Genomic DNA, 25,730 nt, shown 5'->3' with positions numbered 1-25,730 from the left:
AGTTACGTTACGGCATCTTTACGCGGTCCGCGTGAATTTAATATGGACTTCCTTTGGTTCCTTCTTGAGGTATTCACGGTCGAAGGATTCTTCGCGCTGGTCCACTTCGTTGAGCAGCGGAAGCGGGTCGTGGGGAGCAATGAGAATCATGGATTCGCCCACGTTGAGGGTGCCCAGCGCTCCGTGGATGGCGCCGTGGCGCACCGCGTGGGGAATTTCGGAGGCGTTGAGGGTGGGGATGGAGGGGCCTTGGGAGGCGTCAATAAGCGGCAAGTTCATGGGATTTTCCCTTTCGAGTTCTAGGGCGGCGGGCGTTGCTGCCCGTGCAACTAATTTACTACGATTATATCCGTGCAAATAAGAATGTCAGATATGTCTCTGCGTGATGTCTCCATGGCTGCTCGTCGGCGCTGGCACACCATTGCTTTTAGCCTGGTCGCCGTATGGTTCGCAGTGGGCGTGGGAATCGCAGTGGCGAATTTTTGGGGAGCGCCCGTGGTGTGGTGGGACCTTATCCACCCATTTACCCTCGGCGCGCTGACTACAGCCATCCTCGTGTTCAGTACTCACTTCACGGAGGCACTCACTCGCACCCCGGCTGTCGGTTTTCGCGGGGTCGGCGCGCGGGTCGGGCTGGTTCAGATGGGGCTGGTTCTCCTCCTTGTTGATCGCGCGGGCTACGACTGGGGCGTGCTTGCGGATATCGGCTCCGCTCTCGTCATCGCTGCCGTTGCGTGGCACCTGTGGGCGCTGTGGGGCAAGCTCCGGGGGTCATTGTCTGGTTCCTTCGCCGTCACCGTGCCTTTTTATCTGGCGGCGGCCTGCTTCATGATCTTCTCAGTAGTCCTGGTGATTCTGGCTGCGCACGGGGTGGGAAACTACTCGTTATTGGTAGCAGCGCACTCACGCGGGATGGTGTGGGGGTTTGCCTTGCTGACCATCCTGGGCACGGTCATTACACTGCTGCCCACGTTGACCCGAACCCCCATTTCAGCGGTTGCCCGGGCGCGGTGCAGCCGGGCTTTGACCGTGCATTGCGTGGGCCTGGCGGTGGCCATGCTTGCCGACGCCTCCGGGCTCACCCGCGCCGCCGGCATGGCACAGCTGCTCACCGTGCTTGCTGCCGTGCTCATTATCCAGCCGCTGCTGGCCGGCGCGCTTGGCGGCGAGAAGACCACGGCAAGCGTGTCCGCGATGGCGGGCCTGGTATGGATGGTGGCTCTCTGCGCCGGTGACGCCGCGGCCACCATCACAGGGGCCTACCCACGTGCAGTCACGTTGCTACTCATGCCAGCGTTCGTCGGTGCCGGCCTGCTGCAGCTGGTGACCGGGGTGCTTCACCACATGCTGCCCATCCTGGCCGGGGCAGTCCGTCCCGCGCGTGGACACCTTCCGGGGTTGTTGCGCGTGGCGCTTATCAACCTCGGCGGTGCGCTCAGCCTCCTCGGCATTGTCAGTGCGTCCGTGGCCGGGCTTATCATGATGGGGCTTGGCCTCATCGCCAATATTGTGGCCCTAGTGTGGGCCCTCGCATCATCCCAAGGAGAAGTTCATGTCAAGCGCGCCCGTTAAACAGGAGCATTCTGAGAAGCAATGGGCATCCTGGCTCATTATCATCGTGGCGCTTCTCGCCGTCATTGGGCTGGCGGTGTTCAACTCGGCCACGGGCAGGCAAGACCCAGCTACGGTGGCATCCGCCGACGCCGTGACTGTTGACGTCTCCGTGGACGGCATGGCCTTTGTCCCGTCCTCCATTGACGTGGCCGCGGGCAGTCACCTCGTAGTGAACTTCACCAACACCGGCGACCAGGTACATGACCTGAAGATCGGACGCGAGGAGACCGGACGGGTAGAACCGGGCGAGACCGTGCAGCTGGATGCCGGGGTCATCGAGGAGTCCATCGAAGGATATTGCACGATCGCCGGCCACAAGATGCAGGGCATGACGTTCATGGTCAACGCCGATGACTCCGCTTCGAGTGGGCATGATCATGCGGGGGCGTCGGAAAGCACGGGCTCTGCTGGTGCCCCGGCGAAGGTGCCCTCGGCTGCCGAGCGCATGGCAGCTCGCGAAGGATTTGAGGCTTTTGATGCTTCCCTTGCCCCTGCCAAAGGTGACCTTCATGAGGAAACGTGGGTGATGACGGAGGAGGAGATGGAAGTTGCCCCGGGAGTGCGCCAAACCCGGTGGCTTTTCAACGGGCAGGCGCCCGGTCCAACCCTGCGCGGCAAGGTGGGGGATACGTTCCGCATCACCATCAAGAATGAGGGCTCGATGGGGCACTCGGTGGACTTTCACGCTGGGGAGGTCAACCCGGATGAGAACATGAAGACCATCCAGCCGGGCGAATCGCTGACCTATGAATTCGTGGCTCACAGGGCGGGTATCTGGATGTATCACTGCTCGACCATGCCGATGAGTCTGCACATTGCCAACGGCATGGCAGGAGCGGTGATCATCGATCCGCGCGGCGAGGATGCCCTCGCAGACGTCGATGCGGAGTACGTCATGACGGCAAACGAGATTTTTCTGGCCTCCGCGGGCAAAGAAGCAGAGGGTGCGGATGCGCAGCGAGTCAGCGACGGCGATTATGACCTCACCGCCTTCAACTACTATCCCAACCAATATGACGAGGGCTTAGCCCCGCTGCGCGCCAAGGTGGGCGATACCGTGCGCATTTGGCTGGTCAACCTCGGCCCGGATCTGCCATTGAGCTTCCATGTCGTGGGCGAGCAATTCGACACCGTGTATAAGGAAGGCGCCTACCTAATTAAGGGCGCGAAGGACTCCGGCTCCCAGGCGCTGGACCTTTTACCGGCCCAGGGCGGATTCGTGGAGATGACCTTCAACGAGCCGGGCACTTATTCCTTTGTTAATCACCTGATGACGAATGCGGAGAAGGGCCAGCACGGCCAATTCATCGTTGAGTAGCAAGTCGCTCGCGCCGCGCTCGTAGCTCGTCCAAGGTGTCGATATCGCGCACTGCGGGCGTTGCCTCGACCTCGGCGATGGTGCCCGCGAGCCTCAGTAAGTGCATGGCCGGCTTGTTGCGTGGATCTCTGAGCTCCTCCAGCGCGCGGGTGAGGGCCTCGGTGCGCCACAGCGCGCACAGCGGCTGCGGGAGCCCATCGAGTGTGGCCACTGCGACATCAGCACCGGAGCTTTCTAATGCCTGTTCGAGGGCAGGCAGCATCTGTGGGGAATCTGGGGCATCGACGGCCAAGATGGCGGTCGTGGACTTTGCGGCACCAGCCAGCGCGGCGTGGCCCGCGGCGATTCCCGCGGCTGGCCCGCCGAAAAGGGGCTTTTCACATACTTGGGGCATGCCCAAGTGGTAGGGCGAGACAACCGCCACCGGCGCATCATAAGGCAATTGGCGCAGGAGGCGGTCGATGAGGCGCTCACCGGCGAGGATGATACTTGCCTTGTCCACACCACCCATGCGTGTGCCGCGCCCACCCGCCAAAATAATGACACCTGACATTGTTCACTATCCTTCCTCACCCGGCAGGTCGCGGGACCAATCACCCGAGCGGCCGCCGGACTTCGCTGTGATGCCGCAGCGCCGGATATAAGCGGAGCGGTCCACGCCTTTCACCATGTCGATGAGAGCTAGCGCCGCAACGTTCACCGCGGTCAGCGCCTCCATTTCCACGCCGGTGCGGTCGGCGGTGTGAACGTTGGCTTCGATGAAGACGTGGTCTTCGCGCAGCTCGATGTCGACCGCGCACCCGTGCACGCCGATGGTGTGGGCAAGCGGTAGGAGATCCGGGACCTTCTTGGCGGCCGCAATACCGGCCACTCGAGCAACCGCAAGCACGTCGCCCTTCGGCACGGTTCCTTCCTGCAGCGCGGTGAGGACCTCCGGCGAGCAGGCCACCTCGCCTTGGGCGGTGGCGGAACGCACGGTGGGCTTCTTATCGGTGACGTCCACCATGTAGGCGGAGCCGGCCTCATTAAGGTGAGTGAACTTCATGGCTACAGCGGGTCCTTTCCTTGGGTGGACCTAGCCTATCTGACGAAGAGTGGGCCGATCCGGCGTTTAGAGGCGCGATCTTTGGCAACAACGGAGGGGTGGGGGATGTGGTGAAGCACCGTGAAGCTAGTAGGGGTAGACGGTAAGTTGCTCCCCTGTGGTGACGGGGCTCGTCAGCAGCGCGAAACCTTGCGTGCCGGGCAGTGCTGCAACGTGGTGGCTGCGCATGCGTGGTCCAGGCGGCGGGAAGGCGGTGATGCTTCCGTCCAGAGCAATCGAGCACGGCTGAATAAGCGGGCGGTGCGGATGCGGGAAGTCAGCCCCAGCGACGGCCGTCAGGTGCGGCCGGTCTAAAACTCCGGTGGGGCGGGGCAGCCCACGCAAGGAACGCATCAGCGGGGTGAGGTAGAGATGCGCGGAGACGAACGCCGCCACCGGGTTGCCCGGCAAACACACCACGGGAACACCGTCCCACAGCGCGTGGCCTTGCGGCGCGCCGGGGCGCTGGTTGACGTGTCCGAACCAATAAGAGCCGCGCTCCACGGCATCCTCAACGACCGCGCGAACCACGTCAAAGGCTCCTGCGGATACCCCGCCGGTGGTGACGATGAGATCGGAGTCAGCGGCAGCCGCGTCGAAGCGGCGGCGCAGCTCAACGGGTGAATCGCCACATACCGTGCGGGCGATGTCAACGGGGCCGGTAGTGCTAAGGAGTGCGTCGAGCATCGGACCATTGGAATCCGGGAGCTGGCCGTTGAGCAGCTCCTCACCCGTGGCAATGACGGTCACCCGCGGGGTGCGGTGGAGCACGGCGGTGTCGACGCCGGCGGAGAGGGCGGCGGCGATAAGGGAGGCGTCCACCAGCGTGGCGGCACCGGCTAGTTGGTGCCCGGCCTCGATGTGGGAGCCGCGCCGCCGGATGTGGTTGCGCTCGGGAAGGCGGTGCACCGTGACGGTCTCAGGCAGTGGCCCGGGGCCTGGTGGAATATCGGTGTCTTCCACGGGGATGACCAGACCATCAAAGCCCGCGGGTACTGGACCACCGGTCATGATGCGCAGCGCAGTGCCGGGCGGCAGGGTTTGGGCCGGCGCGCCGGCAGGCACATCACCCACGACAGGCAAAGTGAAGGGAACGGTGAGACTGTCTGGTGAGGAAGGCTGAGGAATGAGGAAGCCATCCATGGCCGAATTATCCTGCGGCGGGAGGGGAAGGCGGGCGACGAGGGGCTCAGCCAGCACGCGACCCTGCGATAAGGCAGCGCGTTCCGAAGGCAAGGCGCGGACCAGCGCGTGGAGGCACTCGAAGTATTCCTCGATACTTAAGTCAGTCCCGGTACTCGTCATTGCACCCAATCTAGCCACCGATGGCGGACATCGGGCGATCTGGTTGGAGGAAACCTTCATCATCCACCCCATGGCCCGGTAATTTCCTCCACATTTCACCCGCCCAGGCAGTGGCGAGTTCCGCATCGCTGGCGCCCGAGCGCATGAGGTCGCGCAGGGAGGTTTCCGAGTTGCCGAAGAGGCAATTGCGCACCGCGCCGTCTGCGGTCAGGCGCGTGCGGTCGCAATTCCCGCAGAAGGGCCGAGTCACGGAGGCGATGACTCCGATGTGGCCTGTGGGGAGGGAGCCATCGCGCGAGACCGCGGACCACAGTGCAGCCGGCGCGGAGCCGCGGGGTTTCTTAGCCGGGGTGAGCTCGAAGTCTTCGGCCAAGCGCGCCAAGATATCCTCCGCGGTGACCATCCGGGAACGCGCCCACTCCTCCCGTGGGCCCAATGGCATCTGCTCGATGAAGCGCAGTTGCGCGCCGCGTTCGAGGCAAAAGCGAGCCAAGGGAAGGATCGCAGACTCGTTGACACCCGGCATGATGACGGCGTTGATCTTGACCGGGTCCATGTCGGCGGCCAGCGCGGCGTCGATGGATGTGAGCACATCCGCTAGGCGGTCGCGCCGGGTGAGCCGGGCATAGAGCTCCGGATCGAGGGTGTCTAAGGAGATGTTGACGCGGTCGAGCCCGGCGCGCTGCAGCCCCGGCAGGCGCTTATCCAGGCCCAGCCCGTTGGTGGTGAGAGCAGTAGTGGGTGCCGTACCTTCGTCGGTCCGCAGGGCTTTGGTCGCGGCGATGATTTTCTCTAAGGAGCCGCGCAGGAGCGGCTCCCCACCGGTGAAGCGCACCTGCTGGATGCCGAGCTTGTCTACCGCGAGGCGGATGAGACGGATGGTTTCTTCATCGCTGAGCGTGTGTTCGGTGGGCAGCCACTCATAACCTTCGGCGGGCATGCAGTAGGTGCAGCGCAGATTGCAGCGATCCGTCAGGGAGACACGCAGGTCGCGGGCTTGGCGGCCGTAGCGATCCACGAGCGCGCGGCGGCCGTCGGGCCCTGGCGCCGGCAGGTCCGTGGGCGGAGTCCCCGCGCCCCGTACGCGCGGCAATGGCAGCGTCAGCGGGGCGGAGGTGTGTGGCGAAGGTTGGGATCGTTGGGCGGACATTGCTGGCAAGTCTAGATCGAAGCCTGCCGTATGAGTAGGAGGGGTGGGGCTAGTCCTCCCCGTCATCCTCTCCGGCATCGAGGCGCTGCGCCTCGCCCGGGCCCTTCAGCCGGATGATGTTGTACTCGCCCTCCGCCAGGTGGGCGCGCAGGTCCTTCTTGTCGAATTTGCCCACCGAAGTCTTATCGATGGATTTCACGAAGGTCCAGTACTCCGGCAGCATCCAGGAGGGAAGCTCAGAGCGCATCCCGTTGCGCAGGCGCTCGGCGGTCTCAATCGTGGGGCTGATGTCCGCGGCGAGCACGGTGACAGCCAGCGGGCGCTCCACCCACTGTTTGTCGGGGTAGCCAATGACGGCGCATTCCAGCACCACCGGGTTGGCCATGATGAGGTTCTCCAATTGGACGGAGTAGATCCACTCACCGCCGGAGCGGATGACATCGCGGGCGCGATCCTCCACGGTGAGGAAGCCATCCTCGGTGACGAAGCCGACGTCGCCGGTGCGCAGCCAGCCGTCGGCCGTGAACTTGGAGTCCGCGTCCTCGACATCCTTGCCACGGAACTCGTGGGCAGCACCGCCGTCCTCCGAAGCGGGCGAGTGGTAGTAAGAACCGGTGACCAAGTTGCCGCGGACCTGAATCTCGCCGGCATTGCGGTCCGTGGTGTTGACCACGTGGCCGTCATTGACCACGCGGTATTCCAGGGAGGCAGGGAAGCGCCCTTGGGAGATGCGGTAGGCCCAGCGAGCCTCGCCCGAGGCGCCTGAGGGTGGGCGGGCCACCGTGCCCACCGTGGTGGTTTCCGCCATGCCCCACACGTGGACCACGTCCACGCCGTAGCGCTCTTCCCAGCTTTTGATGAGCTGCGGTGGCACAGGCGAGCCGCCAGCGAAGATCTCCGTCAGCGTCATGCGCTCCGGTGGATTCTTGAGGTAGTGCACGAAGAGCTGAATCCAAATGGTGGGCACACCGTGCGCCACGCGCGGGGAGGTGGCGGCGATGATTTTGGCCAGGGTGGCGGGGGAGACGTCGGCGTCGGGAAGCACCAGCGGCGTGCCCGTCATCCACGCAGCAAAGGGAACACCCCAGCTCAGCACGTGATAGATGGGGATGCAGCACAGGAATGTCTCGCCGTGGGTCACACACAGGGAATCGGAGGAGCGCAGCTGCATTCCTTCCAAGTACAGAGCGCGGTGGGAGTAGAGCACGCCCTTTGGTGCACCAGTGGTGCCGGTGGAGTAACACAGTGCGGCGGCGGTGTGCTCATCCAAAACCGGCCAGTCATAGACGGTGGAGCGCCCATCCAGCAGTTGCTCGTAGCTGTAGATTTCAACGTTGCCCGGCAGAGCGGTGCTGGGCTTGCCGACGCCCGTGAATACCACCGCACGCACGCAGTCCACGCCTTCCAGAACCTGGGCCAGTTGCTCGGCGAGGCGACAGTCCGCGACGATGACGCGGACCTCAGCGTGGTTGATGATGTGCCGGATTTGGTCATTCATCAGCTGCTTGTTGAGCGGCGTGAACACCGCTCCCTTACAGGCGGTGCCAAAAAGCACTTCGAGGTGCTCGGCGCAGTTCCACATCAGTGAGCCCACGCGCTCGTCACCGGTGATGCCGAGCGTGTCATGCAGGGCGTGGGCGAAGGCGGCGGCGCGGGCACCGATATCAGCGAAAGTGGTTTCCTCGCGTTCGTTGCCGGGATTGGCGCTGTGCCAGGTGATGACCTGGGTTTGGCCGTGGACGGAGGAACCGTACTCCAGGATGCGGGTCAGGGACAGCGGGATATCCTGCATTGTGGAGAGCATGCGCACTACTTTAGCCGTGTCAGTGTGAGCGCGGGGGAAGGATGCGGTATAGTTATCCGCGACTGGTGGGGAACGCTTTCCCCGCATCTCCGAGCTCCCTCCACGGCGCACACACCTGCGGTGACACTCTCATGGCAGTCCAACGGTGCGCGCGACGGTGAGAGGGGAGAGATACGCTCGCAGTCGCCTTCTTAAAATATCTCCCCGCGCTTGACCCGCGGCCGATTCCTTGAGTGCTTTCAGGAGTTCAACAAGGAGTCCTTCACGTTCCGTACCGCCGGGCCGGAGAGGGGGGAGAGCCAAGACAACCACCGCCCCACGGGGATCGCGGTTGCGTGAACTCGCTGGTGGCGGAGGACCATCCCAATTACACACTGGCTTCCAACGCCCGCTTGGAACAGCACCACGCACAGTGCAGGTGCGGCAGACAAGACGGCGCGCGTTGGTGAAGCGACGAAAGGATATCCGTGAGCGATACGGACAAGACCGCAGCACAGGATCTCGCCTCCCTGAAGCTGCCGGAATTGCGCAAGCTAGCTGCGGAGCGCGGACTTCGCGGCGTCTCCGGACTGCGCAAGGGGGATCTCATTACTGCCCTGACCACCGGCCAGGTGCCGGCGCGCGGCGCGAAGGCCGCTGCCCAGGGCGAGGCTAAGGACGCACCCGCCGCAGAGGACTCCGCACAGAAGGAGTTGAAGAAGGACGCGCAGCCGCGCCGCGCGACCCGCAAGGCTTCCCGCCCTGCCGGCGCTGCTGACCAGGCCTCCGAGAAGCAGGAGCCTGAGAACACTCACAAGGGCGAGGACGGCGCTCAGGAGTCCGAGCAGAAGGACGGCCACGACGAGCAACGCTACGAGTCCCGCTCCCAGGCCCGCCGCGCCCGCCGTAACCGCGCGCGCCGCCAGGAGCGCGAGGCCCGCGAAGAAGCCAAGGGCAATAACAACGGCAACGGAAATGGCAACGGCGCCGAGGACAAGCAGTCCAAGTCCGAGGGCAACCAGTCCCGTGGCGGCAACAACTCCGACAACTCCGATAACGGGGACCACGGCAACGGTGGCAACAACGGCGGTGGCAATAACGGGGGCGGCAACAACAACCGCCGCGATAACCACCGCAACGATGATGACAACAACGGCGGCGGTGGCCGCCGCAATCGCCGTAACCGTCGCAACCGCCGCGGGCGTGACCGCGATGGCGGCGGCAACGGTGGCAATGACCTGCAGATCCGCGAGGGCGATGAAGTGCAGGTAGTGGGCGGCATCCTCGAGGTCGTCGACAACAACGTGGCCTTCCTGCGCACTACCGGCTACCGCGCGGCCAGCTCCGATGTTTTTGTCAACAACAACCTCGTGCGCCGCCTGGGCCTGCGCTCTGGCGACGCCCTGACCGGCAAGGTCAAGGTCTCCGGCCCGACCCACACCCATGGCAACGGCCGCAACCGCCGCAAGTACAACCAGCTCGTGGAGGTCGACACCGTCAACGGCCTGGATCCGTCCACCGCGAAGGAGCGCCCGGACTTCGCCAAGCTCACCCCGCTGTACCCGAACCAGCGCCTGCGCCTAGAGACGGACCCGAAGATCCTCACCACCCGCGTCATCGACCTCATCATGCCGATTGGTAAGGGCCAGCGCGCGCTCATCGTTTCCCCGCCGAAGGCCGGTAAGACGACGATCCTGCAAAATATCGCCAACGCCATCGCCACGAACAACCCGGAGTGCTACCTCATGGTCGTCCTCGTGGACGAGCGCCCCGAAGAGGTCACCGACATGCAGCGCAGTGTCAACGGTGAGGTCATCGCCTCCACCTTTGACCGCCCGCCGTCAGAGCACACCTCGGTGGCGGAGCTGGCCATCGAGCGCGCCAAGCGCCTGGTGGAGCAGGGCAAGGACGTCGTCGTCCTGCTCGACTCCATCACCCGCCTCGGCCGCGCCTACAATAACTCCTCCCCGGCATCCGGCCGCATCCTGTCCGGTGGTGTGGACTCCAACGCCCTGTACCCGCCGAAGCGCTTCCTGGGTGCTGCTCGCAACATTGAGAACGGCGGCTCGCTGACCATCATCGCTACCGCGATGGTGGAAACCGGCTCCACCGGTGACACCGTCATCTTCGAGGAGTTCAAGGGCACCGGCAACGCCGAGCTCAAGCTCGACCGCGCCATCTCCGAGCGCCGCATCTTCCCGGCCGTGGACGTCAACCCGTCCGGCACCCGCAAGGACGAGCTCCTGCTGGTTCCGGAGGAAGCACGCATCATGACCAAGCTGCGCCGCATCCTTTCCGGCCTGGACTCCTTCGCTGCCATTGACCTGCTGATTAAGCAGCTCAAGAAGACCCGCTCCAACGGCGAGTTCCTCATGCAGGTGGCCTCGTCCGCGCCCATGGCGGCTGACACGGATGAGGAGGACTACAAGTAATGTCTAACCAGGTTTCCCTCGTCGATGACATTGTCTCCGAGTTCCAAGGCATCGAAATGCAGATGGCTGACCCGGAGGTAGCCGGTGATCAGTCCCAATTCCGCAAGCTGTCCAAGCGCTACGCCGAACTGCGACCCATCGTCGCTGTGAACGACGAGTTGGTCCAGGCTCGCCAAGACCTGGCCGATGCCAAAGAGATGGCCTACGAGGACCACGAGTTCCAGCCCGAGGTCGACCGCCTTGAGCCACTCGTCGTCCAGCTGGAGGAAAAGCTCGCGGACCTGCTGGCCCCGCGCGATGAGCATGACTCCGAGGACATCATCATGGAGATCAAGGCCGGTGCCGGCGGCGAAGAGGCAGCACTCTTCGCCGGCGACCTGGCCCGCATGTACGAGCGCTACGCCGATAAGGTCGGCTTCCAGTGGGAGGTCCTAGGCCTCAACGAGTCCGACCTCGGTGGTGTGAAGGACATGTCCATCTCCTTCAAGTCCAAGACCCCCTCGCGCGATGGCGCGTGGAGCGTGTTCAAGTTCGAGGGCGGCGTCCACCGCGTGCAGCGCGTGCCGGTGACCGAGTCCCAGGGCCGAATCCAGACCTCCGCAGCTGGTGTGCTGGTCTACCCGGAACCGGAAGAAGTCGAAGCCGTAAACATCGATGATAAGGACATCCGCGTCGACGTGTACCGTTCCTCCGGTAAGGGCGGCCAGGGCGTGAATACCACTGACTCCGCGGTGCGTATTACCCACCTGCCGACCGGCCTGGTGGTGACCTGTCAGAAGGAACGCTCCCAGATCCAGAACAAGGCGCGCGCCCTGCAGGTGCTGCAGGCACGCCTGGACCAGATGGAGCGTGAGGCCCGCGAGGCTGAGGCCGGCGAGCAGCGCGCTTCCCAGGTGCGCACCATGGATCGCTCCGAGCGTATCCGTACCTATAACTGGCCGGAGAACCGCATCACCGACCACCGCATCGGATACAAGGCCAATAACCTGGATTCCGTGCTCAACGGTGACATGCAGGACCTCATCGACGCCCTGCAAGCCCAAGAACGCGCAGAGCGCCTTGAGGCTGAGGACTAGAAGAGAAAAGGCACGGTTTAATTCGGTGACTTTTCACACCTATCGGGAGGCGCTTCGTGATGCCACGGAGCGCCTTCGCGCTGCCGGGGTACCTTCACCCGAGTGGGACGCGCGCCTGCTGGCTGCCCACCTCATCCACTGCGGCCACATGGACATCCCGCTTAACGAGGCTCCGATGCCCGGCTTTGACGTGGCATATGGGGCGTTGGTGGGGCGTCGTGAAGCGCGCGAGCCCCTCCAGCACATCCTGGGCGTGGCGTGGTTCGGCGCCCTCGAACTCGAGGTGGGCCCCGGCGTGTTCATCCCGCGCCCGGAGACGGAGGTGCTCGCCGACTGGGGAGTTAAATCTCTTCAGAGATTTAACTCGGGAAAGATGACGAAACTTGACCCGCAATCTCCCCGCGTCGTGGATCTGTGCGCCGGATCCGGGGCGCTGGCGCTGTACGTCGCCCACTATGTGCCGCAGGCCCAGGTGTGGGCAGTGGAGCTTGCCGACGCCGCCCTGGCCTACACCCGGCGCAATGCCGCAACCGCTGCGCGCGGCCGGGCGGGTTCTGTGAACGTGGTGCAGGGCGACGTCACCGACGCCCAGCTCTTGTCGGAGCTGCACGACACCGTTGACCTCGTGCTCACCAACCCACCCTACGTTCCGGAGACCCCGGACCTGGACCCAGAGGTCTACCAGGATCCGCACGATGCGGTGTTTGGGGGAGCAGACGGCATGGAGACCATCACCGCGATGATCCCGACCATCGCCGCGCTGCTGCGCCCCGGCGGGCGGGTGGGCATTGAGCACGACGACGAGACCTCCCAACAAGTGCAGGAAGCCCTGCGCGCGCACGGCGGCTTCAGCGATATCGAGGTGCTCAAGGACCTCACTGGCACCGCACGATTTGTCACAGCGAAGCGGGGAGTACAGTAGATTGGTCGAAGATTGGTCGACAAGCCGATAGGAACGGGATTAAAGGAGAGACCAATGCAGGGACAGATTTATAACTGTGCGGACGCTGCTGAGCGCGAGGAAGGCATGGCACTTGCCGTCAAAGCAGCCAAGTCAGGCCGACTCGTCGTGATGCCCACCGACACGCTCTACGGGCTGGGCTGCGATGCTTTCGATAACGATGCCGTGGCCAGCCTTTTGGCCACCAAGCACCGCGGCCCGGACATGCCGGTGCCGGTGCTCGTCGGCTCCTGGGACACCGTCAAGGGGCTTGTCGCTTCGTTGGATGACACCGCGCAGACCCTCATCGAGGCCTTCTGGCCGGGTGGGCTGTCCATCGTGGTGCCGCAAGCGCCTTCGCTGCCTTGGAACTTGGGAGATACCCGCGGCACGGTGATGCTGCGCATGCCGTTGCACCCCATTGCCATTGAACTCCTCCGCGAGGTCGGCCCCATGGCGGTCTCCTCCGCGAACATTTCCGGACAAACCCCGCCGACCACCGCGATTGCCGCCAAGCAGCAGCTGGGCAAGGCCGTCACGGTCTACCTGGATGGGGGAGAAGCCCAGGTGGGCAAGCCCTCCACCATTATCGATCTATCCGGTCCGCGCCCCTACCTCTTGCGCGAAGGCGCGCTGAGCGCCGAGCAGATTGGCGAGGTCATCGGAGTGTCTGCAGAGTCCTTGCGCACCCGGCCGGGTAGCCAATCCTCTTAAGGAGACATCAGTGGCTGGAACCGGAGTGCCGCTGCGCGAACTGGCGTTGATCATTTTCGTCGCGGCGGCGTTTACCTACATCACCACCGGACTGGTGCGCAGCGTCTTGGTGCGCAGCGGCCAGGTGGCGGAGATTCGTCTGCGTGATAGTCACTCGCAACCCACCCCGCAGTTGGGTGGCGTTGCCATGTTCACGGGGTTTGCGGCTGCTGTCTATCTCGCGGGCCAGCTTCCAGCCTTGACTCGCGGGTTTATGCCGGTCACGCCGGAGATGAACGCTGTGCTGTGGTCAGCCGCGGCCATTGTCATCGTCGGCGTGGTGGATGACCTGCTGGAACTGAGTGCTCTGGTCAAGCTGATCGGGCAATTGGTGGCGGCGGCCATCATGAGCGGTCTCGGTCTGACGTGGACTCTTCTCTTCTTGCCCTTTGGTGATGGAACCACGGTCATCCTCGACCAGGTCCAGGGAACACTCTTGACTACGTTCTTTACGGTCCTGCTCATCAACGCCATCAACTTCGTGGACGGGCTCGATGGGCTGGCTGCCGGGCTGGGCATGATTGCAGGTGGTGCCATCCTGGTTTTCTCGCTGACCGTGCTGCACGACCAGGGTGGGGCGGTCTCCGCCTATCCGCCGGCGATTATCGCGGCGGCGCTGGTGGGCGTGTGCGCCGGGTTCCTCCCGCATAATTTTGAACCCTCCCGCATCTTCATGGGGGACAGCGGGGCGATGCTCATTGGCTTGCTGCTGGCGGCTGCATCCACCTCCGCGTCGGGCAAGATCAACATGTCGCTCTATGGAACCGTGGACATCGTGGCGCTGATGTCGCCCGTCATCGTCGTGGTAGCCGCCGTCTTTATTCCAGTCCTGGACCTTGTCTGGGCCGTGATCCGGCGCGTATCCCAGGGGCGCTCGCCCTTCGCCGCGGACAAGGCCCACATCCACCACCGGCTGCTCTCGCTGGGACATACACACCGCCGCACCGTGTTGGTGCTGTACCTATGGGTCTCTGCGGTGGCCTTCGGGGCGGTCTCTTTTTCCATCGTCCCCGCGCCCGTGGCCGTCGTACTAGCGCTTGTCGCGCTCGTCGTTGCCTTTGGCGTGACCCTAATTCCGCTGCGCCAGGGCAAGCTTGGGCGCCAGCCGCGTCCCACCAGCGTGGTGCTGGAAACGGATCCCTCCTGAGGTAGGGTATGGGGCTGTGACTGATTCAACGACCTCCGAAGAGCTTTCGCCGTACGACGATCATCGGCGCCCCCTCAAGCGTGCGCTCCGCCTCGGAGCCATCGGCCTTGTCGTCGTGACCATCGCGTCCCTGGCTATCTGGGGCGGTGTCCGCGGGTTGCCTGGGATCTGGGGCGTACTCGTCGGCGCGGCCATTGGCGGTGGCTTCGTGCTCTTTACCGCGGCCTCAGTTCTTCTTACCGCGCGCACCACGCCGTCGACAACGATGGCGGTGGTGCTCGGCGGCTGGCTGCTCAAGGTGGTCATCCTGATTATGGTGCTGTTGCTGATTAAGGATCTTGAGTTCTACGACACGATGGCGCTTTTCGTCACCGTGCTGCTGGCGCTGGCGGTAACACTCGGCACTGAGGTCTGGGGTGTGATTACATCCAACGTGACCTACGTGTCTTAGCCAGTCTCGACCTTTTAGAGTGAGCCACTGCTTCCGGTGACCCCGGGAGGGTGGCTTTTGTGTAGTTAAGTGGCCACGGCGACAGCCCCCGTTACCCCCGTCAAGGTGGGAAAACGCGGGTGTGTGACCAAATACACTTGGCGGGGTTTCGGCAGAATGTGGGCGTTTTATAGGGCCCACTGGCACTAGGCTGTGCCTTTAGGGCCGCAACGGGGCCCCCACGTGCGAAAACTTGAGGGCGAACTGATAGCATTCTCTTCGGGTTACCGCGGGTTAGCGTCATGCTATCCCGAAAAAGTACGGTTTATCCTTGCCCTGTTTACGCTGATGTGCGACGGAGTCCGTAGACAGGGCAAAGAGCTTGAGACGTCCATCGCACCACATAGCCTTCGACAAGCTGTGTGGCCCGAACACGGGAGAGAACGCTGAGCGTTACGACATTGGCCATGAAGGGTGAGTTTCACGCACCCGAACTGGATCCAGAATTTTTCCCGGGGCACGTAACCGATGATGGTGAAGTCGTCGATCTTCTTTTCGCCGATTTCGCCAACGGTTGGTTCGCTTTGGATCGCATCATGCTGGTTCGTCTGTTCATGGCGGCCATCCTGGTGCTCCTTTTTGTTGTCGCCTTCAGGAACCCGAAGCTGGTTCCTAAAGGATTGCAAAACGTAGCGGAGCATGCGATTGACTTCGTACGAATTCACATCGCAGAAGACATCTTGGGCCGCAAGGAAGGACGTCGATTCCTTCCGATCTTGGCCACGATCTTCTTCGGTGTTTTGTTCTGGAACGTAGCAACTATTGTTCCAGCTCTAAACATCTCTCCGAACGCTCGTATTGGTATGCCAATCGTGCTGGCTGTCGTCGCGTACATCGCCATGATTTACGCCGGCGCCAAGCGCTTTGGCTTCGGCAAGTTCATCAAGTCCTCGGTGGTTATTCCTAACCTGCCGCCGTTGCTGCACGTGCTTGTCGTGCCGATTGAGGCTTTCTCTACGTTTGTCATGCGCCCAGTCACGCTGGCTCTTCGTCTGATGGCGAACTTCCTGGCTGGCCACCTCATTTTGGTCCTGTTGTACTCGGCAACGAACTTCTTCTTCTTCCAGTTCAACGGTTGGACCGCACTGAGTGGCCTCACTCTGGTCGCAGCGGTTCTGTTCACGCTGTACGAAATTATCGTCATCTTCCTGCAGGCATACATTTTCGCCCTGCTGACGGCGGTATACATCGAACTGTCGCTGCATGCAGATTCGCACTAACAACAACGCGAACCTCGCGGTTAACTAAATACCCCAAAACCACCACATCCCCCGCGGAAGAATCCGTGGGAAAACTTTGAAAGGGAACGACTTTCATCATGAACGAAATCATTCTTGCTCAGGCTGCTGACGAGTCCACCCTCAAGGGCCTCGGCGCCATCGGCTACGGCATCGCAACCATCGGCCCGGGTCTGGGCATCGGTATCCTCGTCGGCAAGACCGTCGAGGGCATGGCACGTCAGCCGGAGATGGCTGGCCAGCTGCGTACCACCATGTTCCTGGGTATCGCCTTCGTTGAGGCCCTCGCCCTGATTGGCCTCGTTGCAGGCTTCCTGTTCTAAAGAGCGCTTTACACAAAGTAAATCGAACTTTAAGAACGGAGCCCCATGAACAACGTCATTTACTACCTTGCAGCAGAAGGAAGTGAAACCCTGCCCCTCGAGTCGGGCAACTCTATCCTTCTGCCCAAGATGTACGACTTGGTCTGGTCGATCATTCCGTTCACCATCATCCTGATTGTGTTCTGGAAGCTCGTTCTTCCGGCATACAACAAGATGCTGCAGGAGCGTGAAGACCGGATCGAAGGTGGCCTTAAGCGTGCGGAGGCTCAGCAGGCCGAAGCAAAGGCCGCTCTGGAAAAGTACAATGCTCAGCTCGCTGACGCGCGAGCAGAGGCTGCGGAGATTCGTGAGCAGGCGCGCGAGCGCGGCAAGCTGATCGAGGCAGAGGCTAAGGAAGCTGCAGAAGAAGAGTCTCGTCGCATTCTGACCGCTGGCGAGAAGCAGCTTGAAGCTTCCCGCGCACAGGTCGTGTCTGAGCTGCGTTCCGACATCGGACAGAACTCCATCAACCTGGCAGAGAAGCTGCTCGGCGGCGAACTTTCGGACGCCACCAAGCAGTCCTCCACCATTGATAACTTCCTGTCCGAGCTCGACACTGTGGCACCGGCCGGAAAGTAGGCAACGATGAAGGCAGCTAGCCGCGAAGCACTCGCTACCGTTGAGTCCAAGCTGGATGAGTTCCTCTCCGGTGACCGCTCGGTGGCGACTGCTACCCAGGCAGGCCAGGACCTCTTTGAGGTGGTCCGCGTTCTCGACGGCGACCGCGAGCTGCGCGTCGCGCTGACCGACGACGCCTCCACCTCTGAGGAGCGCAAGTCCCTGGTCCAGACCCTTTTCGGCGGCAAGGTTTCCCCGGTAGCACTGCAGGTGCTCCAGGAGGCAGCCGCCGCACAGTGGTCGACCCCGCGTGATATCGCCCGCGGCCTTATCATCCTTGGCCGTCGCGCACTGCTGCGCGGCGCTGAGTTTGAGGGCAAGCTGGGCCAGGTGGAAGACGAACTCTTCTCCCTGTCGCGCGTGCTTGACCGCGAAGGCGAACTGACCCAGCTGCTTTCAGACCGTACTGCGACGTCCGACCGCAAGGTTGGGCTGCTGGCAAGCGTGCTCTACGGCAAGGTCACGATGGTTACTGAAGCGCTTGCGCTGCAGGCCATTGGCCGCCCGGAGCAGAACCCGATTGATGATCTCGCCGGATTGGCGGACACTGCAGCCAAGCTGCAGGGCCGTACCATCGCGCGCGTGACCTCGGCGGGTGAGCTGAACGATAGCCAGCGGGCAGCACTCGCTGAAAAGCTGGGCAAAATTTATGGTCGTGCGATGTCCATCCACTCTGAGGTTGACACCAGCCTCCTCGGTGGTATGACCATCCGCGTCGGCGACGAAGTCATCGATGGTTCGACGGCAGGCAAGATTGCTCGCCTTCGCGCGCAGATGGCATAAGCCGAAACGACAGAAACGATTAAGTAATTGCTGGAAGATACTACCGAGAGCAGGAAGAACATGGCGGAGCTGACGATCTCCTCCGACGAGATCCGTAGCGCGATTGCGAACTACACCTCGAGCTACTCCGCGGAGGCCTCCCGTGAGGAGGTCGGCGTGGTCATTTCGGCAGCTGACGGTATTGCGCAGGTTTCGGGCCTGCCGTCCGTCATGGCGAATGAGCTGCTCGAGTTCCCCGGCGGCGTAATTGGCGTCGCACAGAACCTTGACACCAACTCCATCGGTGTCGTGGTCTTGGGCAACTTCGAGTCGCTTAAAGAAGGCGACGAGGTCAAGAGGACCGGCGAGGTTCTCTCCATCCCTGTGGGCGAGGAATTCCTCGGCCGCGTTATCAACCCCCTGGGCCAGCCGATTGACGGCATGGGCCCGATCACCGCTGAAGAGGACCGCGTCCTCGAGCTGCAGGCACCGTCCGTGCTGCAGCGTCAGCCGGTGGAAGAGCCGATGCAGACCGGCATCAAGGCTATTGACGCGATGACCCCGATTGGTCGCGGTCAGCGTCAGTTGATCATTGGTGACCGTAAGACGGGTAAGACCGCCGTTTGTATCGACACCATCCTGAACCAGAAGGCTAACTGGGAGTCTGGCGACAAGAACAAGCAGGTCCGCTGCATCTACGTCGCCATCGGCCAGAAGGGCTCCACCATTGCTGGTGTGCGCCACACCCTGGAGCAGCACGGCGCTCTGGAGTACACCACCATCGTGGCTGCTCCGGCATCCGACGCCGCCGGCTTCAAGTGGCTGGCACCGTTCTCCGGTGCAGCTTTGGGTCAGCACTGGATGTACCAGGGCAACCACGTCCTGATCATTTACGATGATCTGACCAAGCAGGCTGAGGCCTACCGTGCGATTTCCCTTCTGCTGCGCCGTCCGCCGGGCCGCGAGGCTTACCCGGGCGACGTCTTCTACCTCCACTCCCGTCTGCTGGAGCGTGCTGCAAAGCTCTCTGACGACATGGGTGCAGGTTCCATGACCGCACTGCCGATCATTGAGACCAAGGCGAACGACGTCTCCGCCTTCATTCCGACCAACGTTATTTCTATTACCGACGGCCAGGTCTTCCTGGAGTCCGACCTGTTCAACCAGGGCGTCCGTCCGGCAATTAACGTCGGTGTGTCCGTCTCCCGTGTTGGTGGTGCCGCACAGACCAAGGGTATGAAGAAGGTTGCCGGTAACCTCCGTCTCGAGCTGGCTGCCTACCGTGACCTGCAGGCCTTCGCGGCCTTCGCATCCGACCTGGATCCGGCTTCCAAGGCTCAGCTGGAGCGCGGTGAGCGCCTCGTCGAGCTGCTCAAGCAGTCCGAGTCCTCCCCGCAGCCTGTCGAGTACCAGATGGTGTCCATCTTCCTCGCAGACCAGGGCATCTTCGACGTCGTTCCCGTCGAGGACGTACGCCGCTTCGAGAAGGAGCTGCACGACCACCTCAACTCTGCAACCCCGCAGGTGTTCGAGCAGATCCAGGGCGGTACCGCTCTGACCGACGAGTCCAAGGATGCACTTGTTGCAGCAGCAAAGGACTTCACTCCGTCCTTCCGCACGACCGAGGGCAACAACCTTGGTACCGAGGCGCCGGTTGACCCGCTCGCCGCGGATGATGTGAATAAGACCGAGCTCAACGTCTCCCGCAAGACGGCCAAATAGAGTTTCGCACGCTCTAAGAATTAACCGTCTAGAAAAAGAAGGGAGGAGCGAACACCATGGCTAATCTTCGTGAACTGCGTGACCGTATCCGGTCCGTCAATTCCACCAAGAAGATCACCAAGGCACAGGAGCTCATTGCTACCTCGCGCATTACCAAGGCTCAGGCCAGGGTAGAAGCGGCGCAGCCTTATGCACGTGAACTGTCCAACGTGCTTAACAAGCTGGCGGCGCACACGTCCTTGGATCACCCGATGCTCCGGGAACGCGAAGATGCGAAGGTTGCCGCTATTCTCGTGGTCTCTTCGGACCGCGGTATGTGCGGTGGCTACAACAACAACATCTTCAAGAAGGCGGCCGAGCTGGAAGCCCTGCTCAAGAGCGAGGGTTTCGAGACCGTCCGCTACGTGACCGGCAACAAGGGCGTTGGCTTCTACAAGTTCCGTGAGGACGAGGTCGCAGGCAGCTGGACTGGATTCTCGCAGGATCCGACCTGGGAAAAGACGCACGATGTGCGCCGCCACATTATCGACGGCTTCGTCGCCGGTTCGAACGGCCAGGCCAAGACCCGCGAGGGCATTAACGTGGAGGGCGAGACCGTTCGCGGTTTCGACCAGGTACACGTCGTGTACACCGAGTTCGAGTCCATGCTGACCCAGACCGCGCGTGTGCAGCAGCTGCTGCCGGTGGTACCGGTTATCGAGGAAGAGGACTACAACCTGGGTGAGTCCGCGCTTTCCGACGCCGAGCCGAACAATCAGATCACCCCTGATTACGACTTCGAGCCGGATGCGGACACCCTGATGGAAGCGCTGCTTCCGCAGTACGTGTCTCGCCTCCTATTTGCGATGTTCTTGGAGTCCTCGGCCTCCGAGTCCGCCGCACGCCGTACCGCAATGAAGTCTGCAACCGACAACGCTACCGAGCTGGTCAAGGACCTCTCGCGCGTGGCCAACCAGGCCCGTCAGGCGCAGATTACCCAAGAAATCACAGAGATCGTCGGTGGCGCTGGGGCGCTCGCCGAAAGCGCAGAAAGTGACTAGATTATGACTACAGCTCTGCAAGAGCAGAACACACAGTCGTCGGCTACCGCCGGCCGTGTGGTGCGTGTCATCGGTCCGGTCGTCGACGTGGAGTTTCCGCGTGGCGGGCTGCCGGCACTGTACAACGCACTGACCGTCGAGGTGACCCTCGAGGCTGTTGCAAAGACCGTCACCCTTGAGGTCGCTCAGCACCTCGGTGACAACCTCGTCCGTGCCGTGTCCATGGCTCCGACCGACGGCCTCGTCCGCGGTGCCGCCGTGACCGACACCGGCAAGCCGATTTCCGTCCCGGTGGGCGATGTGGTCAAGGGCCACGTCTTCAACGCCCTCGGTGACTGCCTTGACCAGCCGGGTCTGGGCCGCGATGGCGAGCAGTGGGGCATCCACCGCGAGCCGCCGGCTTTCGACCAGCTCGAGGGTAAGACCGAGATTCTGGAGACCGGTATTAAGGTCATCGACCTGCTGACCCCGTACGTGAAGGGCGGCAAGATCGGCCTGTTCGGTGGTGCAGGTGTGGGTAAGACCGTTCTTATCCAGGAGATGATTACTCGTATCGCACGCGAGTTCTCCGGTACCTCCGTCTTCGCCGGCGTCGGCGAGCGCACCCGTGAGGGCACCGACCTCTTCCTCGAGATGGAAGAGATGGGCGTTCTCCAGGACACCGCACTTGTCTTCGGCCAGATGGATGAGCCGCCAGGAGTCCGTATGCGCGTGGCTCTGTCCGGCCTGACCATGGCGGAGTACTTCCGCGATGTGCAGAACCAGGACGTGCTGCTGTTCATCGACAACATCTTCCGTTTCACCCAGGCCGGTTCTGAGGTGTCGACCCTGCTGGGCCGCATGCCTTCCGCCGTGGGTTACCAGCCGACTCTGGCTGATGAGATGGGTGTGCTGCAGGAGCGTATTACCTCCACCAAGGGTAAGTCCATTACCTCCCTGCAGGCCGTCTACGTGCCGGCCGATGACTACACCGACCCGGCTCCGGCGACCACCTTCGCCCACCTCGATGCCACCACCGAGTTGGACCGTGGTATTGCTTCGAAGGGTATTTACCCGGCAGTGAACCCGCTGACCTCTACCTCTCGTATTCTGGAGCCGTCCATCGTGGGCGAGCGCCACTACGAGGTTGCACAGCGCGTCATCGGTATTCTGCAGAAGAACAAGGAGCTTCAGGACATCATCGCCATCCTTGGTATGGATGAGCTGTCTGAGGAAGACAAGATTACCGTTCAGCGTGCTCGCCGTATCGAGCGCTTCCTGGGCCAGAACTTCTTCGTCGCAGAGAAGTTCACCGGCCTGCCGGGCTCCTACGTGCCGCTGGCCGATACCATCGATGCTTTCGAGCGCATCTGCAACGGCGAATTCGACCACTACCCGGAGCAGGCCTTCAACGGCCTGGGTGGCTTGGACGACGTCGAGGCTGCGTACAAGAAGCTGACTGAGAAGAAGTAGGGAGAGGCACATGGCTGACATCACCGCCGAATTGGTTTCCGTCGAGCGCCTGCTGTGGACCGGCAAGGCCACCATGGTGACGGCTGAGACCACCGAGGGTGAGATCGGCGTGCTTCCTGGTCATGAGCCCATGGTCGGTCAGTTGATCGACAATGGTGTTGTGACCATCCACCCAGTCGACGGCGACCGTCGCGTCGCCGCTGTCCAGGGTGGCTTCCTCTCCGTGTCCGAGAACAAGATCACCGTCCTCGCCGATTGGGCCATCTGGGCCCGCGAGGTCGATGAAGCCCAGGCACAGGAAGACCTGAAGTCTGAGCGTGAGTTGACAAGGTCTCGCGGCGAAGCTGCACTGCGCGCCGTACGCCGCTTCAACAGCTAACGGATGAGCGGAGAGGGAACCGACGGGCAGCAATGACCGCCCTTCCCACTTTCACTTAGGAACCCCACAACCTCGCTAAGAGGGGGTGGGGTTCCTTCGTCTTCTCCGCCCCCAAGACGAGTAACTCTGAGCAATGACTAGCGTTGTCTACTCCAACGGCGGTACAATCAACCCATGAATTCTCAGGTGCTTCAGGGGCTAACAATTCTTTTAGGTCTGTGTGCACTGGTCCTTCTGGTTTTCCTCATCCTGGCGGCGGTGCGCTTTTTCACCGTGCGCTCCCGCGGCACGAGCATCCTTTTGCGCCAACTACCGTCGAAGGACTCTCATTCTTGGCGTCATGGTCTCGTGCGCTATGACGGCGAGTATATGAATTACTTTAAGCTTCGCTCCGTCATGCCGCGCGCCAACAAGCGTTTTAATCGCCTCGACATCGAATTGGGTAAGACTCGCCCGATGGACGATGACGAGGCTTCTTTTATGCCCTCGGATCACCAAATTATCCAGATTCGCATCGATGGGCGGGACTACGAGATTGCCTCCGATGCGCAGGGCATTATGGCCCTGAACGCGTGGGTGGAGTCGGCTCCGTCGAAGCGCCAAGAAAAGCTGGACTATCACCAGATGCGCCAACGGGCTACCCGTTTACCTAAGAAGTAGCGCTCAACGATAGGGTAGAGGACATGCGTCTTGTCATCGCCCAATGCTCCGTAGACTACGTCGGCCGCCTCGACGCCCACCTTCCGATGGCGGATCGGCTCATCCTCATTAAGGCCGATGGTTCGGTGTCCATCCACGCGGATGATCGCGCCTACAAGCCCTTGAACTGGATGACGCCGCCGTGCACCTTTGAGGAGTCAGCGATTGAGGATATCGATGGCGAAGACACCGGGGAAAAGCTGTGGCTGGTGGAGAACCCCAAGGGTGAGCAGCTGCGCATCACCATTGCTGCGATCCACCAGGATATCGACACGGAGCTAGGTGAAGATCCGGGCTTGGTCAAGGACGGTGTGGAGGCCCACCTGCAAGAGCTGCTGGCCGAGCACATCGAAACGTTGGGGGAGAAGTACTCTCTGGTGCGCCGCGAGTACCCCACGGCTATTGGCCCGGTGGACATTATGGCGAAGAACGCTGAGAACGAGTTCGTCGCCGTGGAGGTCAAACGCCGCGGGGGCATCGATGGCGTCGAGCAGCTCACGCGCTACCTCGAACTGCTTAACCGCGATGATTTGCTAGCACCCGTGCATGGTGTCTTCGCCGCGCAGGAAATCAAGCCCCAAGCCAGGACACTGGCGGAGGACCGCGGCATTCGCTGCGTGGTCCTGGACTATCAGGAGCTGCGCGGTATCGAATCCAACGAGCTGCGGTTGTTCTAGTGCCACGCCGCAACCGCAGAATCCGCGAGGAGCCGCGCTCGCTGCCGCGCGATGGCAGCGCTTTCCTAGGCTCGCAGACGGTGGCAGGGCCGAGCTGGACCAATGGCGAGCCCTTCATCATGCGGCACGTCGGCAGCGCTGCCGCCCAGAAGTATTACGTCTGCCCAGGATGCAACCAAAACATCCCTCCCGGGGTGGCGCACATCGTGGCCTGGCCACGGGATACCGGTGGGCGCGGTGAGGACCGTCGACACTGGCACCGGCACTGCTGGGACCGGCGGTAGGATGGCGGGCATGATTGTTGCCTTTTCCGTAGCGCCCACTGTCGTGGGCGATGAAAGCGCTGAAATGTCCGAGGCCGTGGCCGAAGCAGTGCGTGTTGTCCGTGCTTCGGGCTTGCCCAATGAGACCAACTCCATGTTCACCATCATTGAGGGTGAATGGGACGAGGTTTTCGCGGTCATTAAGGAGGCCACCGATGCCGTACGCGCCGTGTCGCCGCGCACGAGCCTGGTGATTAAGGCCGATATCCGCGAAGGCGTGACCGGGCAAATCACCCAAAAAGTAGATTCCGTTAACCGTTACCTGGAGGAGAATAAGTGACCGGACCGTACGTAGGAGGAGCCCTCGACCTGGGTGCTATCAAGCAGCAGGCGGAGGCACGGGCGCAAGCCCAGACACAGGCTGCAAGCGCCGGAGCCGCTAGCTCCGGCGGAGGGATCGCGCCCTTCTTCGAGGTCACCGAGCAGAACTTCGAGAATGACCTGGTGCGCCGCTCCGCGGAAGTGCCGGTTATCGCCCTGATTGGCTCGCCGCGCTCCCCGGCCTCCGAGCAGCTCAAGAAGGACTTCGAGGAGATGGCGGCCGCCGGTGGGCTGAAGTTCATCGTCGGATATATCAACGCTGATGTGGTGCCCCAGGTGGCGCAGGTCTTCGGCGTGCAGAATCTGCCGACCACCGTTGCCATTGCAGCCGGCCAGCCAGTCACCAACTTCGAGGGCGGACAGCCGCGTGAGAACCTGGAGCAGTGGATCGCGGCGATCGTTGAGAAGCTCGGCCCCCAGCTCAAGGGCTTGTCTGAACAGGGCGAGGCGGGGGAGAGCCCCGCAGAGGAAGCAGCGGATCCGCGCCTGAGCCTTGCGGAAGACGCACTCAACCGCGGCGATTTCGATGCGGCCATTGCGACCTACGATGAGATCTTGGCCGCCGAGCCAGACAACGTGGAGATTAAGCAAGCGCGCGACACCACACTGCTGCTCAAGCGTTTGGACCCAGCTAATCGCAGCGAGGATCCCATCGCCGCGGCGGATGCCGCCCCGGAGGATGTGGCCAAGCAGCTCGATGCCGCCGACGCGGAGGTTGTCGCCGGTGCCCCTGACCGCGCCTTCGAGCGCCTCATCGACGCCATGAAGCGCACCGCCGGGGATGACAAGGAGCAGCTCAAGACTCGCCTCTTGGAGCTCTTTGGGCTCTTCGACTCCGGCGACCCTCGCGTGCTTGCTGCGCGCACGAAGCTGGCAAGCGCGCTGTACTAAAGACGGCGTAGTAATAGTGCCCGGCTTGTGCTGGGGCCGAGAGTGACCTTCCAGGACTGTCGCGGGTTGAACCCTCAGGATGACTCAACTGAGTCCTCTCTGAGGGTCTTTTGCGTTAAATCTATTATGTGAGTTGAAGCATGCTACATTCCTT

27 protein-coding genes are annotated in these 25,730 nt (G+C 62.4%); 21 read left to right on the top strand and 6 right to left on the bottom strand.

Annotated features, from left to right (window positions below; genetic code table 11):
* Window positions 1-18 precede the first annotated feature (18 nt).
* A complete protein-coding gene (locus tag HMPREF2565_RS09010; protein WP_049155089.1) occupies window positions 19-279 on the bottom strand; it encodes a DUF2249 domain-containing protein in 261 nt (86 codons plus the stop codon).
* 93 nt (window positions 280-372) lie between these two features.
* On the opposite strand from HMPREF2565_RS09010, the gene HMPREF2565_RS09005 reads away from it, so the two are divergent.
* Both HMPREF2565_RS09005 and HMPREF2565_RS09000 read left to right on the top strand, forming a co-directional pair.
* Window positions 373-1,572 (top strand): hypothetical protein, encoded by a 1,200-nt coding sequence (locus HMPREF2565_RS09005; RefSeq protein WP_049155087.1) that lies wholly within the window; start codon window positions 373-375, stop codon window positions 1,570-1,572.
* Entirely contained in the window at window positions 1,553-2,932 is a 1,380-nt protein-coding gene (locus tag HMPREF2565_RS09000; RefSeq protein WP_070515569.1) for a multicopper oxidase domain-containing protein, read from the top strand. The genes HMPREF2565_RS09005 and HMPREF2565_RS09000 overlap by 20 nt, the downstream gene beginning before the upstream one ends.
* Here the strand turns inward: HMPREF2565_RS09000 and HMPREF2565_RS08995 are convergent.
* The 5 genes from HMPREF2565_RS08995 to HMPREF2565_RS08975 all read right to left on the bottom strand — a co-directional run bounded on the left by HMPREF2565_RS08995 (window position 2,919) and on the right by HMPREF2565_RS08975 (window position 8,275).
* Window positions 2,919-3,485 carry a molybdenum cofactor guanylyltransferase gene (locus HMPREF2565_RS08995; RefSeq protein WP_049155084.1) on the bottom strand — a complete coding sequence of 189 codons (567 nt, stop codon included), beginning with the start codon at window positions 3,483-3,485 and terminating at the stop codon, window positions 2,919-2,921. The two genes, HMPREF2565_RS09000 and HMPREF2565_RS08995, sit on opposite strands and share 14 nt — an antisense overlap.
* A 6-nt stretch (window positions 3,486-3,491) precedes the next feature.
* Window positions 3,492-3,977: a cyclic pyranopterin monophosphate synthase MoaC gene (gene moaC / locus HMPREF2565_RS08990; protein WP_070702019.1), complete on the bottom strand. Its 486-nt coding sequence runs from the start codon at window positions 3,975-3,977 to the stop codon at window positions 3,492-3,494.
* Between the two features lie 126 nt (window positions 3,978-4,103).
* Window positions 4,104-5,321 (bottom strand): molybdopterin molybdotransferase MoeA, encoded by a 1,218-nt coding sequence (locus HMPREF2565_RS08985; RefSeq protein WP_049155082.1) that lies wholly within the window; start codon window positions 5,319-5,321, stop codon window positions 4,104-4,106.
* 10 nt (window positions 5,322-5,331) lie between these two features.
* Window positions 5,332-6,471, bottom strand: coding sequence for a GTP 3',8-cyclase MoaA (moaA, locus tag HMPREF2565_RS08980; protein WP_071407185.1), 1,140 nt, complete (start codon window positions 6,469-6,471; stop codon window positions 5,332-5,334).
* Window positions 6,472-6,520: 49 nt separating this feature from the next.
* The gene (locus HMPREF2565_RS08975) at window positions 6,521-8,275 is read right to left on the bottom strand and encodes a long-chain fatty-acid--CoA ligase (RefSeq protein ID WP_071407184.1); all 1,755 of its coding nucleotides are present in this window, start codon (window positions 8,273-8,275) and stop codon (window positions 6,521-6,523) included.
* A 467-nt stretch (window positions 8,276-8,742) separates the two neighbouring features.
* Between HMPREF2565_RS08975 and rho the strand changes: the two genes are divergently transcribed.
* The 19 genes from rho (at window position 8,743) to HMPREF2565_RS08885 (ending at window position 25,576) form a co-directional block, all read left to right on the top strand.
* Complete coding sequence (rho, locus tag HMPREF2565_RS08970) at window positions 8,743-10,686, top strand: transcription termination factor Rho (RefSeq protein WP_071407183.1); 1,944 nt, start codon at window positions 8,743-8,745, stop codon at window positions 10,684-10,686.
* Window positions 10,686-11,762 (top strand): peptide chain release factor 1, encoded by a 1,077-nt coding sequence (gene prfA, locus HMPREF2565_RS08965; RefSeq protein ID WP_049155076.1) that lies wholly within the window; start codon window positions 10,686-10,688, stop codon window positions 11,760-11,762. The genes rho and prfA overlap by 1 nt, the downstream gene beginning before the upstream one ends.
* A gap of 25 nt (window positions 11,763-11,787) precedes the next feature.
* Window positions 11,788-12,684 (top strand): peptide chain release factor N(5)-glutamine methyltransferase, encoded by an 897-nt coding sequence (gene prmC, locus HMPREF2565_RS08960; RefSeq protein ID WP_070511573.1) that lies wholly within the window; start codon window positions 11,788-11,790, stop codon window positions 12,682-12,684.
* Window positions 12,685-12,738: 54 nt separating this feature from the next.
* On the top strand, window positions 12,739-13,416 hold the full coding sequence (locus HMPREF2565_RS08955; protein ID WP_070511575.1) for an L-threonylcarbamoyladenylate synthase: 678 nt from the start codon (window positions 12,739-12,741) through the stop codon (window positions 13,414-13,416).
* Between the two features lie 10 nt (window positions 13,417-13,426).
* Window positions 13,427-14,602: an MraY family glycosyltransferase gene (locus tag HMPREF2565_RS08950; RefSeq protein ID WP_049155071.1), complete on the top strand. Its 1,176-nt coding sequence runs from the start codon at window positions 13,427-13,429 to the stop codon at window positions 14,600-14,602.
* 16 nt (window positions 14,603-14,618) lie between these two features.
* The gene (locus HMPREF2565_RS08945; protein WP_049155069.1) at window positions 14,619-15,053 is read left to right on the top strand and encodes a Cg1360 family ATP-synthase-associated protein; all 435 of its coding nucleotides are present in this window, start codon (window positions 14,619-14,621) and stop codon (window positions 15,051-15,053) included.
* 446 nt (window positions 15,054-15,499) lie between these two features.
* Window positions 15,500-16,312 (top strand): F0F1 ATP synthase subunit A, encoded by an 813-nt coding sequence (atpB, locus tag HMPREF2565_RS08940; RefSeq protein WP_049155068.1) that lies wholly within the window; start codon window positions 15,500-15,502, stop codon window positions 16,310-16,312.
* A gap of 98 nt (window positions 16,313-16,410) precedes the next feature.
* Window positions 16,411-16,653, top strand: a complete 243-nt coding sequence (locus HMPREF2565_RS08935; RefSeq protein WP_010187073.1) for an ATP synthase F0 subunit C — start codon at window positions 16,411-16,413, stop codon at window positions 16,651-16,653.
* A gap of 45 nt (window positions 16,654-16,698) precedes the next feature.
* Window positions 16,699-17,271, top strand: a complete 573-nt coding sequence (locus HMPREF2565_RS08930; protein WP_010187072.1) for a F0F1 ATP synthase subunit B — start codon at window positions 16,699-16,701, stop codon at window positions 17,269-17,271.
* A gap of 6 nt (window positions 17,272-17,277) precedes the next feature.
* On the top strand, window positions 17,278-18,093 hold the full coding sequence (locus tag HMPREF2565_RS08925; protein WP_010187070.1) for a F0F1 ATP synthase subunit delta: 816 nt from the start codon (window positions 17,278-17,280) through the stop codon (window positions 18,091-18,093).
* 60 nt (window positions 18,094-18,153) lie between these two features.
* The gene (gene atpA / locus HMPREF2565_RS08920; protein ID WP_010187069.1) at window positions 18,154-19,794 is read left to right on the top strand and encodes a F0F1 ATP synthase subunit alpha; all 1,641 of its coding nucleotides are present in this window, start codon (window positions 18,154-18,156) and stop codon (window positions 19,792-19,794) included.
* A gap of 56 nt (window positions 19,795-19,850) precedes the next feature.
* Entirely contained in the window at window positions 19,851-20,834 is a 984-nt protein-coding gene (locus tag HMPREF2565_RS08915) for a F0F1 ATP synthase subunit gamma (protein ID WP_070511577.1), read from the top strand.
* 3 nt (window positions 20,835-20,837) lie between these two features.
* Complete coding sequence (gene atpD / locus HMPREF2565_RS08910; protein WP_010187062.1) at window positions 20,838-22,286, top strand: F0F1 ATP synthase subunit beta; 1,449 nt, start codon at window positions 20,838-20,840, stop codon at window positions 22,284-22,286.
* Window positions 22,287-22,296: 10 nt separating this feature from the next.
* Window positions 22,297-22,665 carry a F0F1 ATP synthase subunit epsilon gene (locus HMPREF2565_RS08905; protein ID WP_049155064.1) on the top strand — a complete coding sequence of 123 codons (369 nt, stop codon included), beginning with the start codon at window positions 22,297-22,299 and terminating at the stop codon, window positions 22,663-22,665.
* A 174-nt stretch (window positions 22,666-22,839) separates the two neighbouring features.
* The gene (locus HMPREF2565_RS08900; protein ID WP_070511579.1) at window positions 22,840-23,325 is read left to right on the top strand and encodes a DUF2550 domain-containing protein; all 486 of its coding nucleotides are present in this window, start codon (window positions 22,840-22,842) and stop codon (window positions 23,323-23,325) included.
* Window positions 23,326-23,348: 23 nt separating this feature from the next.
* Window positions 23,349-24,041, top strand: coding sequence for an endonuclease NucS (gene nucS / locus HMPREF2565_RS08895; RefSeq protein WP_071407182.1), 693 nt, complete (start codon window positions 23,349-23,351; stop codon window positions 24,039-24,041).
* Window positions 24,041-24,325: a hypothetical protein gene (locus tag HMPREF2565_RS14260; protein WP_080975079.1), complete on the top strand. Its 285-nt coding sequence runs from the start codon at window positions 24,041-24,043 to the stop codon at window positions 24,323-24,325. Before nucS ends, HMPREF2565_RS14260 begins: the two co-directional genes overlap by 1 nt.
* 10 nt (window positions 24,326-24,335) lie before the next feature.
* Window positions 24,336-24,644, top strand: a complete 309-nt coding sequence (locus HMPREF2565_RS08890; RefSeq protein WP_049155059.1) for a thiamine-binding protein — start codon at window positions 24,336-24,338, stop codon at window positions 24,642-24,644.
* Entirely contained in the window at window positions 24,641-25,576 is a 936-nt protein-coding gene (locus tag HMPREF2565_RS08885; RefSeq protein WP_071407181.1) for a tetratricopeptide repeat protein, read from the top strand. Before HMPREF2565_RS08890 ends, HMPREF2565_RS08885 begins: the two co-directional genes overlap by 4 nt.
* Window positions 25,577-25,730 lie beyond the last annotated feature (154 nt).

Origin of the sequence: Corynebacterium sp. HMSC072A04 (assembly GCF_001809235.1) — a bacterium.
Classification (GTDB): Bacteria; Actinomycetota; Actinomycetes; order Mycobacteriales; family Mycobacteriaceae; genus Corynebacterium; species Corynebacterium hiratae.
The sequence above is the reverse complement of the archived record's forward strand: the minus strand, read 5'-3'. Positions and strand labels throughout refer to the sequence as shown.